Origin of the sequence: Rhizobium sp. BK591 (genome assembly GCF_014195045.1) — a bacterium.
In the GTDB taxonomy this organism is placed as follows: Bacteria; Pseudomonadota; Alphaproteobacteria; order Rhizobiales; family Rhizobiaceae; genus Rhizobium; species Rhizobium anhuiense.
Map to the genome: position 1 here is coordinate 228,192 of NZ_JACIAZ010000004.1, position 13,230 is coordinate 241,421.

The window sequence follows — 13,230 nt, forward strand, 5'->3', positions numbered from 1 at the left end:
CACGGCACTGGGTTTTGGTATTCCCGAGCCTCGCGGATCAGCGGTCGTCTTCATGCCGGCTCTCCCGGTTGCCGCTCTGATCCACCCCATTGTCGGAGAACATATGCTGGACGACGTCTTTCCCGTTCCGACCAGAGCCTTGATCCGCCAGGGCGGGCGCGCCTGTTTCTTTCGGCTCGTCAACACCAGCCCCCTGTTGATACAGGTGCAATCGGGAACGAAGATCGTCATGGCCGATGATAAGGCTCTGCGCCTCGAGGCGGACGCTTATGGCTTGCTGCCCGACTATCGTCCCCTGACGATGGAGAACATTCCCAAGGCGCCGCAGAAGTATCAGACCCTGGCGCTGCCCGTTCCGCGCCAGCTTTTCGAGGAAGCCTATAGCAGGATGGGATCGATCGCCGTTCCATCGAGGCCTGTACCGGCAGGCACCTCGAAGCTGCCGGAGGAAGCCGCGGCATTGTTTGACTATTGCTGTCAGCCCGGCAATCTGACGAGGCTTCCCGGCGCGATTGCCAAGGCTCGTTTGATGGAGCTGATCACCTGGTTTGCGCTCTGTGGAGCGGTGCTCGGCCAGAACCAAAGTCCTCGGATCGAGGATCGGCTGCGGCAGATGATCGAAAGCGATACCGCCTTTGCTTGGACGCTGGGGCAGGCGGCGCGCTCGTTCAACATGAGCGAAGCGACGCTGAGGCGCAAACTGGCCGCCGAGAACACCGGCTTCAGTGAGATCCTGAGCGATACAAGGATGAACCGCGCCTTGGGCCTCATTCAAACCACAACCCTGCCGATGGCGCAGATTGCCTTTGAGGTCGGTTACGATTCGCCGTCTCAATTCGCGGCGCGGTTCAAGGAGCGGTTTGGCGTCAATCCACGCCATGTGCGCGGCGGCTCCGAGCGTTTTGAGCGGATCGGGGCAGAAGTTGAGCATACCGGGGCAGATATGGTCGCACGCTGACGGTAATTCTCCTGCATCATCAACCGCAGGAAAACAGCATGCGTTTCATCACAGCAGCACTTCTCGCCGCGTCCATCTTCGGCGCGACGGCCGCACAGGCCGAAATGAAGCTCACCTCGAAGGACTTGACCCCCGGCAAGGCGATGGCCGATGCGCAGGTCTTCAACAGCTTCGGCTGCTCGGGCAAAAACGTCTCGCCGGAACTGACCTGGTCGGGCGCTCCTCAGGGAACCAAGAGCTTCGCCATCATGGCTTACGATCCGGATGCGCCGACCGGCTCGGGCTGGTGGCATTGGTCGGTGTTCAACATTCCCGCAAATGCCTCGGAGATCGCCACCGGCGCCAGCGGTGACAAAAAGCTTCCCGTCGGCACTATCGAAGGTCACACCGACTTTGGGACATCAGGCTATGGCGGCGCATGCCCGCCGGCCGGCGACAAGCCGCACCACTACCAGTTCACCGTCTACGCGCTCTCGGTCGACAAGCTCCCGCTTCCCGATACTGCGCCGGCCGCCATGGTTGGCTTCTATGTCCGGGCAAACACGCTCGACAAGGCTTCCGTCGAGGTCACCTACGGCCGCTGAGGCCGGCTCAGGACCGCCGGCCGAGGTAACTGAACCTCGGCCGGTCGTTCCTATGCGGGCTTATTCTGCAAACCTAGGCCGTCACTGCTTCCCAACAAATCAACGGACCGTCTTCGGCATCGATACGCTCGCCGGTGCGGATGAATCCATTGCGTTGGAGGACACGCTGTGAGGCGATATTCTCCCACCCGGTCTCTGCAGAGATCAGCGCCACGCGAGGGTCGTTCCACGCCCACTCCAGCAATTGCGCAATGGCCCGCGTGGTGGATCCAAGACCCTGGCGGGACGGCGCAACCCCATAGCCGATATGGATGTTTCCATCTTGCGGAACCCGAACAATGGAGCAGAGGCCGACGATCTCGCCATCCTCGACGATCATCCAGGCCGACGGCGAAAATTCAGCGTTTATCTCAGTCGCGAGACGGTTCAACATCCCCAGTATCTCCGGAGGCGCAATCGCACTGTCCGGGACAAGGCGCAGATGACGCGGCGCAATGCCCTTCAGCAGCGCTTCGAAGTCATGAGTGGTTAGTTCGATGATCATGGTCTTCTCGACATTAGACATGCGCCAGCTTTGGGCGCGCTAAGGCCGAGCGGTAGAGTGAGGATCAGCTCTCGGTCACGATGCCGAGCGCCTTCATCCCTGCCGCCACAGCCGGTGAGTTCTGGATCGTTGCGACGGCAAACAAAGGCATTCTCCTCTAAGACTTAGATGCGAATAGCAGTCCGATGCGAGGACCGCAAGATATTCGGCGACCTCTCAAGCCGGCCGATAGATCTGTGCCACCGCGCCACCTGGAAAGGCCTTCGTGGCCGCGCTCGCCCTAGGAAGCGCCAGATCGACAAGGTCCGACAGCTCATGATCATTATTGCCGTCTGCCCTAGATAAGACTTGCGTGTAAGCGGTCGTTGGAAGTTTTCGCTAGTCCATGCCAAACCGCAAGATCGGTCGAGCACCTCATGGCCATCAGCGGCTAGATGGAGCCGCCACGGAGGAGGGACGATGAAGGCGACGCTTCAAAACTATCAGGCCCGGATGCGGCGGGTGCTGGACTATATCGACCGGCATCTCGACTGTGATCTGGACCTGGAAACGGTGAGCCGTGTTGCGGCCTTTTCGAAGTTTCATTTCCACCGGCAGTTTGCGGCGACCTTCGGATTGTCAGTGCATCGCTATGTCAAGCTTGCCCGGCTGAAGCGCGCTTCGCACCGGCTGGCCTACAGGGACGCCCAAAGCGTCACCGAGATAGCGATGGATGCCGGTTACAACGCACCGGATGCCTTCGCCCGCGCCTTTCGGCAACGGTTCGGGCAATCGCCTTCGTCGTTCCGGAAGTCTCCCGACTGGGAGCCGTGGCTTGCGGCCTTCGGGCCTCTCGACAACGCAAGGAGCAAGCTCATGCAGAAGACTTTTACCACGGACGATGTGAAAATTCGCGATGTGCCTCCCACGCCGGTGGCGATCATGGAGCACCGGGGCGACCCGGCGACGCTCGGCGCCACCATCCAGCGGTTCATCGCCTGGCGCACGGCCGCTGGCCTGCATCCCAGAACAAGTCCAACGTTCAATGTCTGGCGTTCCGAGCGGCGCCCTGCGTCGCCTGCCGATTACAGCGTGGATCTTTGTGTCGGGACCGGCCAACCGATCGAGGCGGACGGCGGAGAGGTCAAAGCCGGCGTGATTCCTGGCGGACGCTGCGCGGTGCTGCGTGTCGTCGGCAACACCGACAATCTGGAGCCTGCCGCACTCTATCTTTATCGCAACTGGCTTCCGGCCAGCGGCGAAGAAGCACGCGACTTCCCGATCTATTGCCAGCGGCTGAGCTTCTTCCCCGAAGTGTCGGAGCATGAGGCGGTGGCGGACCTGTTTCTGCCGCTGAAATAGTGCCCGGGGGCTTGGCTTTTGAAAGCATCTTCTTCCAAGGAAGAAGTAAGAAACGGCGCTACCCTTCCAGTGCCCCGATCATCTCCACCCGCGTCGCATGCCGGCCGCCCTCGAACTGGGCGGTCAGGAACGCATCCACTATATCGAGCGCCAGCCCTTCGCCCACTACGCGCACGCCGATCGACAGCATGTTGGCATCGTTGTGCTGGCGGATCATGCGGGCTGAGAATGTGTCGGCGCAGACGCCGCAACGGATGCCCTTTACCTTGTTCGCCGCCATCATGATGCCCTGGCCGGTGCCGCATAGGATGACGCCAAACCGGCAATCGCCGGAGGCGACGAGCCGCGCCGCCGCCTCGCCGTGCTCAGGATAGTGTGTGCTCTCCGGTGTCGTCGGTCCGATGTCGACCACCACCCAGCCCTGCGCTGCGATATGAGCGGCAATGACCTGCCGGAGCTGAATGGCGGCGTGATCGCTGGAAAGCACGATGCGATTGCCGGCTGTCATGGAGAAGTCGTTCCGTTTCCTGAGGCAATTGGGCGGCGGTCGGATCGGCTCGGCATCACTCCCACTCGATCGTACCGGGCGGCTTCGACGTGACGTCGTAGACCACGCGGTTGATGCCGCGCACCTCGTTGATGATGCGCGTTGCGGCGCGGCCGAGGAATTCCATGTCGTAGTGGTAGAAATCCGCCGTCATGCCGTCGACCGAGGTGACGGCGCGCAGCGCGCAGACGAACTCATAGGTGCGCCCGTCGCCCATGACGCCGACCGTCTGCACCGGAAGCAGCACGGCGAAAGCTTGCCAGATGGCGTCGTAGAGGCCGGCCTTGCGGATTTCGTCGAGGTAGATCGCATCAGCCTCGCGCAGGATCTCCAGCTTTTCGCGGGTGATGCCGCCGGGGCAGCGGATCGCCAGGCCGGGGCCCGGGAAGGGGTGGCGGCCGATGAAGCTGTCGGGCAGGCCGAGCTCGCGGCCGAGCGCGCGCACCTCGTCCTTGAAGAGCTCGCGCAACGGTTCCACGAGCTGCATCTTCATGCGCTCCGGCAGGCCGCCGACATTGTGGTGCGATTTGATCGTCACCGACGGGCCGCCGGTGAAGGAGACGCTCTCGATCACGTCGGGATAAAGTGTGCCCTGGCCGAGGAAATCGGCGCCGCCGAGCTTCTTGGCCTCTTCTTCGAAGGTCTCGATGAACAGCCTGCCGATGATCTTGCGCTTGGTTTCCGGGTCGCTGACGCCTTCGAGCTCGCCGATGAAGCGGTCGGAAGCATCGACGTGCAGCAGATGCAGATTGTAGTGCTCGCGGAACATGGCGACGACATTGGCCGCCTCGTCCTTGCGCATCAGCCCGTGGTCGACGAGGATGCAGGTCAGCTGGTCGCCGACGGCCTCGTGGATCAGCAGGGCTGCGACGGAACTGTCGACGCCGCCCGAAAGCGCACAGATGACGCGCTTGTCGCCCACCTGCTCGCGGATCTGCTCGACCGCCTTCTGGCGATAGGCCGACATCGACCAGTCACCCCTAATGCCGGCAATGTTGTGAATGAAGTTGCCGATCAGCTTGGCGCCATCGGGCGTATGCACGACCTCGGGATGGAACTGAACGCCGTAATATTTGCGCTTCTCGTCGGCGATGAAGGCGTAGGGCGCGTTGGAGGAGGTGGCGACCACCTCGAAACCATCCGGCAGCGCCGTGACGCGGTCGCCATGGCTCATCCAGACCTGATGACGCGAACCGGAGGACCAGAGGCCCTCGAACAGCTGGCAATCCTTGTCGACATCGAGGAAGGCGCGGCCGAATTCGCGGTGATGGCCGCTCTCGACCTTGCCGCCGAGCTGCATGCACATCGTCTGCTGGCCGTAGCAGATGCCGAAGACCGGCAGGCCGCTGTCGAAGATGATGTCAGGCGCTCGCGGCGATCCCTCGTCCACCGTCGAAGCGGGGCTGCCGGACAGGATCACGGCCTTCGGCTGCAGGCGCTTGAAGCCCTCTTCGGCCGATTGAAAGGGAACGATCTCGCAATAGACGCCAGCCTCGCGCACGCGTCGTGCGATGAGCTGGGTCACCTGGCTGCCGAAATCGACGATGAGAACGGAGTCGGGATGTGCTGTCTGGGTCATGGCGAGGCTTTAATGAAAAGCGCTTCGCCTTGCAATGCGGGAAATCGGCGGCATCGGGTTTTTATTGTTCCGATTGTCCCCGCGCGTCTGAAAGACGCGCGGCGCTTTGGGGCCTAGAACCAGAAAACCCCGTCCTCCAGCGCCGTGAACAGGCTGTCGACGCCGTAGGAAAGCTTGCGGTCGACGATGTGCAGATATTCGGTCCAGCCCGAAATATGCTGCAGCTCGACCGCGCCGTCGGAAATGCCGCGAAGGCCGATCAGCGGCAGCTTGTAGCCCTGGCAGGCGCGCAGCACCGCAAACGTCTCCATGTCGACCATGTCGGCGTCGATATTGGTATAGGCGGCGCCCGAGATGACGTTGCCGCCGGTGGAAAGGCTTGCTTCCGGAATGCCGGGAATGCGCAACGGCAAATCGAGCACCGCGGGCAGGTCGAGAAAGGGTGTCTTGCCCTTTTCGAAGCCGAGCGGCGAGGCGTCCATATCGCGGTAGGAAACCGAGGTCACCTGATAGATTTCGGTCTGCTCCAGTTTCGCCGAGCCGGCTGAGCCGAGCGAAACGACGAGATCGGGCAGGTCGTCGGCGGCATCCAGCCGCCCTAGCGCCTTGGTCAGCGCCACCGCCGCCTCGACCGGGCCGACGCCGGTCATCAAAGGTTCGATGCGCGAACGCAGGAAGGGACCGTATTCGGCCTCGGCCGCCATGACGAACAGGATGGATTTCCCCGCGACCGATTTCAGTTCGAACTTCATCCCGTTATTCCTTCCCTACCGCGGATCACCATCATCGTTCCGGTCATGGAGGCGATGAGTTTGGCCGGCCCGTCGCTGATCGCGTAGCCTCGCCCGTCGGCGACGATGATGGTGGAGCCGGGTTTGGTGATTTCCCCGCGAAACAGGAAACGATCGCCACGCCCCGGCGACATGAGATTGACCTTGAACTCGATCGTCAGGATCGAGGCTTCGGGGTCGATGACGCTATAGGCCGCAAAGCCGCAGGCCGAATCGAGCGCCGCGGAAATGATGCCCGCATGCAGGATGCCGTGCTGCTGTGTCAGTTTAACGTCGAAGGGAAGCTCGATCTCGACGACACCGTGCTCGACGCGCGTCAACTCCGCGCCGATCGTCTCCATCGCCGCCTGCCGCGCAAAATTACGGCGGATTCGTGCGCGGAAATCGCCCCTGTCAGTCTCGCTCATGTCTGCCCCTCTTGCAGCCGCGAAAGTGGCATGGTGCGCCGGATTCGACAAGCTGGACATTGCCGAAATCGGTCCGGGCGGCGATGGAAAGCTGCGTCCGTGTCGCCGAGGCAACCTTTCACCTTTCCCTTGCCGTGCAAGCCGGTACGGCTGGCCAGTACCGCTGGCCAGTACCGCTGGATTGTGGCGATCCGATGCGAAGACGATTGCAGCTTCGCGCGGTGCGCGTATTCTCCGCATCGGATCGCGAAATGATGGAGCGCCGGCATGACGACGATATCGCAATCGGTCCGGAATTTCGAGACCTGGCTGGCCGGCGAACTCGGCGACGATCTCGTCAAGGACGATCTGCGCGAGAAGCACGAGAAGATGCGAAGCGGGGATTTCGTCTTCCTGCGCGCCACCTATTGGCGCTGGTGCGAGATCATCCTCGATATCTGCCCGGAACTGTCAGGCGCGCCTGAGGTGCTGGCGATCGGCGATACGCATCTGGAGAATTTCGGCACCTGGCGAGATGTCGAAGGCCGGCTCGTCTGGGGCGTCAATGATTTCGACGACGCGGCGGTGATGCCCTATGCATTTGATCTCGTTCGTCTTGCGGCAAGCGCCATCCTGGCCCGCGGCGACGACGGTCCCTCGGCTCGCATGATCGGCGAATTGATCTTGAGCGGCTATCGCAGGGGCCTTGAAAATCCATTGCCCGTCATCCTCGAGCGCGACCACAAATGGCTGCGCAAGGCGCTGATGCTGCCAAATTCCGAACGCCGGGAATTCTGGGAGAAATACGAAATGTTGCGTCCCGGCAGCAAGCTGCCACCATCAGCCTATGTCATGGCGCTCACCGGCGCGCTGCCGTCCGGGACAGGGCCCTTCGTGCCGAAGCCGCGCAGCGGCGGCACCGGCAGTCTCGGCCGGCCGCGTTTCGTCGCCTATGCCGAGTGGCAGGGTGGGCCGGTGCTGCGCGAGGCAAAGGCGCTGCTGCCGTCCGTCTGGTCGCTTCGCCAGAGGAAGCAGGACGTGGCGATCCATGCGGACGAGATCGCCAATGGACGGGCGCGCTCAGCCGATCCTCACTACCGGGTCTCCGGCCGCATCCTCGTGCGCAGGCTCTCGCCGAACAGCTGCAAAATCGAAATCGCCCGGCATCCCGAGATCCTGCTTTCGCCGACGATGCTGGAACTGATGGGCTTCGAGATCGCCAATTGCCATTCCAACGATGCGGCGGCGGTTGCGGCGATCCTGAAGGACTTGGCGGTGCGGGGAAACGAATGGCTGCACGAGGCGGCCAGGGCCGCGGCATCGAGCGTCAGCGCCGAGCAGAAAGCCTATTCGCGCGCCGGCTAAAGCAATGCCAGCAAAAGTGTGCAGCGGTTTCGCGTCCGGAATTGCGCTTCTCTGATTTAGATCCGCACGATGTGCTGATCCCAGGCGACGTCGCTGCGGGTCGACAGGAAATCGCCATCATAGGAAGAAACGGCAAAGCCGCTTCTTGCCGGGGCGATGCCCGCCGCATCGGGAACGACGGTCTCGGCCAGCACCTTGCCCGACTTTGCGTCAAGGGTCACCGAGGCGCCGCCCTTTGGCGAGGTGATGCCGACGAGGCCCTCGCTGCGATTGACGGCGATCGCCCCGACGTAGTTGGCAAGCCGGCGCGTCGTCTCCTCCGGCAGATCGATGAAGGAGAGATCTTCGCCTTTGGCGAAATGGCCGACAAGCGGCGGCAAATCCTTGCGGTGGCCTTCATACTGGCAGGCGAACCAGATGCGGCCGTCGCCGTCGAGATCGACGTGGCGGGTGGAGAGTTCGGCCCATTCCGCCGGCAGCACATGTTTTTCGACCAAGGCCCCGGTCGCCGCATCGATCAGTGTCAGCGACGGCTGCATCTCGCCGAGATTGAGCTTGGTGCGGCCGAAATCCGGATGTGTCTCGATGCCGCCATTGGCGACGATCAGAAGGCGTCCGTCGTCGGACACGGTCATGTCGTGCGGACCGATGCCGTAGCTCTCGAATTCGCCGATGCGGGTGAAGCGGTCGGTGGCGTCGTAGAGGCCGATCATGCCGCGATTGCCGTCGAAGTCGTTCTCGCTGGCATAGAGCAGGCGGCCATCGGGGGAAAAGGCGCCGTGGCCGTAGAAATGCCGGTCCTCCCTGGAGTTGATGACAACAGGCTCGCTTTTATTCCAGGGATCGAAGACCATCGCAAAGGTGCCGGGCCGGCGCGCGAAGGCGACGGTCTTGCCGGTGGCAGCGCTGAAGGCCATGCCGTGGGCGCGGGCGGGAAGCGCCAGCTGATCGACGATCTCGCCGCGCTCGGTCACGGTCGCAATGGCAAAGGAGCCGTCGGCTGTACGAATGCCCGAGGCATAGACCGCGTCAGTCCGCTCCAGGGCCATCAGTGCCCGTGGCGTCAAGGCCGCAAGGAAGCCGAGGCCGGCTGCCTTGACGAAACTGCGTCGGTTGATCGCGGCACTTCGTATCATTGTCTCAATCTCCGTCCGAGAAGGAAAAGCCAGCCGAAAGACCGATCGCTGCGCCATATTCGTCGCTGATCCGGGTGATCAGGTCACGGCTCTCGGCAAGCAGCGTATCGAGCTTGGCCTTCTCCGCATCGCTTGTCGCCACGTCGATGTCGGGATTGAGCTTCGGCACGCTGTCGAGCAGCGATTTGAAGTCTTCGTCGATTGCGGCGGCGATCGGCTGCTTGTCCGGCGGCAGAAGCTCGGCCATGCCGGCCTTCTGCCAGAGCGTGCGCAGGCCCTCCAGATTGGCGGCCATGGATTTCCAGGTATTTTTGGAGCGCCAGTAGATCGCCATGCGCGGCCGCGGCGCGCTGTCCTTGCCCTTGTAGAACTGCTCCAGCCGCTGGTCGCGGACATTCTCCGCACCATGGACGAGAATGCCGAGCAGCGCCGTCACCGCTTCCTTGTTGTCCATGAAATCGTCGCTCTGCGGTCCGGGATGTTTCCAGCTCGCCTGCACGCCGTCGGGCTTTTCCCAGGCGGCGACGACTTCGCCGGCCTCACGCTGGATATTGCCGGCAACCGCCTGGCCGTAAAGGCAGCGGAATCCATTTTTCTGGCCGACGAGATCGTTGGAGCCGTTGCCGTAGAGCACATATTCCAGCGCCGTCAGGCCCTGCAAAGCGACGCTCTTGCCGGCGATCGCATCGACTGTCGCATCCTTCGGATCGGCCTTGGCGATCAGCGCCTGCACCTGCTTGAGGCCGACACCCTTGCGGTCGGGATAAAACAGGATGTGCTCGAAGAGATTGTCCTGGATGACGGGTCCGGTCTGGACGATCTCGACGATCGACCAGTAGCGGATCGTATCGTCGAAGGCGGATTTCGCCTTGTCGAGCGTCTGTTGCGTGCCGTCGGCGCAAAGATCCTTCATCGCCGTCGTCAGCCGGGCGGCAGATTGCTGCATGTTGCGATAGCCCGGGCGGATCACCTCGTCGACGGCGCGCTGCATGACGGCGGGAACGGCATCCTCGTTCAGCCCCGCCGGGGGAGCCGCGGTCTGGGCGGCCGCCGATGTGGCGAGGCCGATCAGAGTGAGGCAGAGCAGGGGGTGCCAAAGGCGCATCAAAGTGACTCCAGGAATGTAATCAGGGCCACCCTGTCGTCTTTAGACAGGGAGGAGAAAGCGTTGCGGGCCTTTTCAGCTTCGCCGCCATGCCAGAGGATCGCTTCGGTGAGGCTCCGCGCACGGCCGTCATGCAGGAAAAAGCTGTGTCCGCTGACAGTCCGGGTCAGTCCTATACCCCATAGCGGCGGCGTGCGCCATTCACGTCCGCTTGCAAGACCGACCTGCTGTCCGTCGGCAAGGCCGTCGCCCATATCGTGCAGAAGGAAGTCGGAATAGGGCCAGATCAGCTGGAAGGATTGGGCCTTTTCGGGCGTATCGCGGCGGGTGACGAACTTCGGCACATGGCAGGAAATGCAGCCGCTTTCGTAGAAGATCCGCTTGCCATGCAGCGTCTCGGGAAAGCTCGCCTTGCGGCGCGCCGGGACGGCGAGATTTTCGGAATAGAAGGTCACGAGGTCGAGAATGGAACCCGGCGCCTCTTCTTTGCCCAGACGTTTCTGCACACCGGTCGGCATAGCAAGGCACTTTTCTTCCGCCTTGGTGCAGTCGCCCTGCGCATTCGGCTGATCGGGTGTCGAGATGCCGATATCGTTGGCGAAGGCATCGGCACTCTGGTCGCGCACCGTGGCGTTCTGCGCCTTCCAGCCGAACCGGCCGAGGGCAATCTTGCCGCTGCGATGATCGCGCACGATCGCCGCCTTTCCCGAAATGCCGTCGCCGTCGGCATCGTCGGGATCGGCATGGGTCAGGATGTCAGCCTCGGGAATGGCCTCGATCAGCCCGAGGCCGATCATCGCCGAGGCGACACGCGGCGAAATCGTCGTCGCCGGATCAAGCGGCCCGTAGGCGGGATTGACGGCCGCATAGCTCGGCCGGCGCAGCGACACGATCTCGCCGTCGCTCAGCGTCACTGGTTCTTCCTGGTAGCTGATCGCCATCCTTCCTTCGGCGGCAAGGCCGGGAACAGCGAGGTCCTGCAGCTGGTGGCCGTAAACCGGATCGGGGAAATTGACGACATCAGATTGCACAATCGCCTTTTCTTCCGCCGGCGTCCTGGCCGCGCGGGAAAGCCGCAGCAGCATCGAAGTGGCGCTCGGGCCTCCTTCCGGCGGTTTGCCGCGGCCATCATTGACATGGCAGCTCATGCAGGAGCGGGCATTGAACAGCGGCCCGAGACCATCGGAGGCTTGCGTCGAGGAGGGAGCGGAAACCCAGAGCTTGCGGAAGAGCGCGTTGCCGAGCTTGAAATTCTGCTCTTCCTCGAAGGGGATGTTGGCCGAAATATGCGAGAAGCTATCCTCGGTGACAGGGTCGATCGAGGTGGTCGCACCCGCCTGCATCGCTTCGTATTGTTCTGCCTTGGAAAAATCCGCCGTCGGTCGGGTCACGTCGGCGACACGTTTCAGATCGGTTTCGGAAAGATCGGTGCGTTTCGCCGGCAGATCGAAACCGGCGGCGATGGCTGCGGAAAAACCGGCAAGCGTGGCGCAGAGGGCTGCGCTGGCGATCAATCGGCGGGCCGGGGCATGCGACATTTCAGGGTCCGGGCCGCTCCGGCTTCGAAGCGGCCCGCCTTTTTGCTTATTTGAAGACGGCGTTAGGATTATCCAAGCTGTCGGAACCTTCAAGCTGAACCGTACCGAGATCGAGTGCGGCAATAACGCGCTGCACCGATTTCGTCTGGTCGATCAGCCCGTCGATGGCAGCCTGGACGACGGCGTTGCCTTCCTTGTTGCCTTCACCGATCATCTGGTCGTACTTCTCGACCGTCTCGCCGCGCTTAGCCATGGCGTTCATCGCGTCGAGCGTCTTGTTGAGCTTGCCTTCCACTTCGGCATCGAGCGCCTTGTCCTTGGCGGCCACCAGATCGTGCAGCGACGGGCCGCTGAGCTTGGTGCCGTCGACGCGGGTATAGTTGCCGGTATAGGCGGCGGCGATGCCGATCGCGTCATTGAGATGCGAGTTGTAGGTATTGTCGGAGAAGCAGTCATGTTCTTCTTCCGGATCGTGCAGCAGCAGGCCGAGCTTCATGCGCTCGCCGGCAAGCTCGCCGTAGGACAGTGAACCCATGCCCGTCAGGATCGCCACCAGGCCGGCCTTCGGATCGGCTTCGACGTTCTTCGTCGCAGCGCCATCCGGCGTCCAGTTGTCGGTCATTTCCTGGAGATCGGAGACGAGCAGGGTGGAGGCGGACTTCAGATATTCGGCGCGGCGGTCGCAATTGCCGTGCGTGCAGTTCTTGAGGTCGTAATCCGTTGCCGGGCGGTCGCCGGCGCCGGGGCCCGTGCCGTTCAGATCCTGGCCCCAGAGCAGGAATTCGATGGCGTGATAGCCGGTCGCGACATTGGCTTCGATGCCGCCGGCCTCGGCCAGCGTGCCGGAGAGGAATTCCGGCGTCAGCTTGGAAGCGTCGACATCCTTGCCGTCGATCTTGATCGTCTTGTTGGCGATGACATTGGCCACATAGAGAGAATTTTCGTCGCTCTCGCTGCCGTAGGAGGCATCGACATAGTCGATCAGGCCTTCATCGAGGGGCCATGCGTTGACCTTGCCTTCCCAGTCGTCGACGATCGGATTGCCGAAGCGATAGACTTCCGTCTGCTGGTAGGGAACGCGCGCCTTGATCCAGGCGTCCCTGGCGGCTTTCAGCGTCGCGTCATCAGGCGCCTTCAGGAAGGCGTCGATGGCGGCGTCGAGCGCCTTTGCCGTCGTCAGCGAATCCTCGTATTTCGCATGCGCCACGTCGGCATAGTGTTTCACCACGGCGGCAGCATCGGTCTCGGCATGCGCGGGAAGGGCGAGCAGGGCGGCGGCGGGGGCAATCGCCAGCACGGCTGCGCGGAATTTGCGGTTGAGCTTCATGATCCTCTCCTGTGACGGGATCTTCCGTC

The 13,230-nt window shown here is 62.6% G+C and carries 13 protein-coding genes; 4 read left to right on the forward strand and 9 right to left on the reverse strand.

All coding sequences use genetic code 11. From position 1 onward, the window contains the following. Positions 1-103 precede the first annotated feature (103 nt). Together FHX10_RS19265 and FHX10_RS19270 are read left to right on the forward strand one after the other, a co-directional pair. Positions 104-958, forward strand: a complete 855-nt coding sequence (locus FHX10_RS19265) for a helix-turn-helix domain-containing protein (protein ID WP_063474824.1) — start codon at positions 104-106, stop codon at positions 956-958. Positions 959-996: 38 nt separating this feature from the next. Then, entirely contained in the window at positions 997-1,542 is a 546-nt protein-coding gene (locus FHX10_RS19270; RefSeq protein WP_063474823.1) for a YbhB/YbcL family Raf kinase inhibitor-like protein, read from the forward strand. A gap of 73 nt (positions 1,543-1,615) precedes the next feature. Here the strand turns inward: FHX10_RS19270 and FHX10_RS19275 are convergent, their stop codons facing one another. Then, positions 1,616-2,107, reverse strand: coding sequence for a GNAT family N-acetyltransferase (locus FHX10_RS19275; protein ID WP_047617562.1), 492 nt, complete (start codon positions 2,105-2,107; stop codon positions 1,616-1,618). Between the two features lie 438 nt (positions 2,108-2,545). Here FHX10_RS19275 and FHX10_RS19280 point away from each other — a divergent pair, with 438 nt between their 5' ends. Further along, positions 2,546-3,427: a GyrI-like domain-containing protein gene (locus tag FHX10_RS19280; RefSeq protein ID WP_063474822.1), complete on the forward strand. Its 882-nt coding sequence runs from the start codon at positions 2,546-2,548 to the stop codon at positions 3,425-3,427. Positions 3,428-3,485: 58 nt separating this feature from the next. On the opposite strand, the gene rpiB is transcribed toward FHX10_RS19280, so the two are convergent. From rpiB to FHX10_RS19300, 4 genes are all read right to left on the reverse strand, one after another. Then, complete coding sequence (gene rpiB, locus FHX10_RS19285; RefSeq protein WP_063474821.1) at positions 3,486-3,935, reverse strand: ribose 5-phosphate isomerase B; 450 nt, start codon at positions 3,933-3,935, stop codon at positions 3,486-3,488. Between the two features lie 55 nt (positions 3,936-3,990). Further along, positions 3,991-5,553, reverse strand: coding sequence for a glutamine-hydrolyzing GMP synthase (guaA, locus tag FHX10_RS19290; protein WP_063474820.1), 1,563 nt, complete (start codon positions 5,551-5,553; stop codon positions 3,991-3,993). A gap of 113 nt (positions 5,554-5,666) precedes the next feature. After that, a complete protein-coding gene (locus tag FHX10_RS19295) occupies positions 5,667-6,305 on the reverse strand; it encodes a 5'-methylthioadenosine/S-adenosylhomocysteine nucleosidase (RefSeq protein ID WP_183844884.1) in 639 nt (212 codons plus the stop codon). After that, positions 6,302-6,751 (reverse strand): PaaI family thioesterase, encoded by a 450-nt coding sequence (locus FHX10_RS19300; RefSeq protein ID WP_003544704.1) that lies wholly within the window; start codon positions 6,749-6,751, stop codon positions 6,302-6,304. The genes FHX10_RS19295 and FHX10_RS19300 overlap by 4 nt, the downstream gene beginning before the upstream one ends. A 267-nt stretch (positions 6,752-7,018) precedes the next feature. On the opposite strand from FHX10_RS19300, the gene FHX10_RS19305 reads away from it, so the two are divergent. Then, positions 7,019-8,095 (forward strand): DUF2252 family protein, encoded by a 1,077-nt coding sequence (locus FHX10_RS19305; RefSeq protein WP_063474819.1) that lies wholly within the window; start codon positions 7,019-7,021, stop codon positions 8,093-8,095. 56 nt (positions 8,096-8,151) lie between these two features. Here the strand turns inward: FHX10_RS19305 and FHX10_RS19310 are convergent, their stop codons facing one another. From FHX10_RS19310 to FHX10_RS19325, 4 genes are read right to left on the reverse strand one after another with little or no spacing between them, the layout of a single operon-like run. After that, positions 8,152-9,231, reverse strand: coding sequence for a DUF1513 domain-containing protein (locus FHX10_RS19310; RefSeq protein ID WP_063474818.1), 1,080 nt, complete (start codon positions 9,229-9,231; stop codon positions 8,152-8,154). Positions 9,232-9,235: 4 nt separating this feature from the next. Continuing rightward, positions 9,236-10,336, reverse strand: a complete 1,101-nt coding sequence (locus FHX10_RS19315; protein ID WP_063474817.1) for an imelysin family protein — start codon at positions 10,334-10,336, stop codon at positions 9,236-9,238. Further along, positions 10,336-11,874: a di-heme oxidoredictase family protein gene (locus FHX10_RS19320; RefSeq protein WP_063474816.1), complete on the reverse strand. Its 1,539-nt coding sequence runs from the start codon at positions 11,872-11,874 to the stop codon at positions 10,336-10,338. The genes FHX10_RS19315 and FHX10_RS19320 overlap by 1 nt, the downstream gene beginning before the upstream one ends. 46 nt (positions 11,875-11,920) lie before the next feature. Further along, positions 11,921-13,201 carry an imelysin family protein gene (locus FHX10_RS19325; protein WP_184390044.1) on the reverse strand — a complete coding sequence of 427 codons (1,281 nt, stop codon included), beginning with the start codon at positions 13,199-13,201 and terminating at the stop codon, positions 11,921-11,923. Between the last annotated feature and the right edge of the window lie 29 nt (positions 13,202-13,230).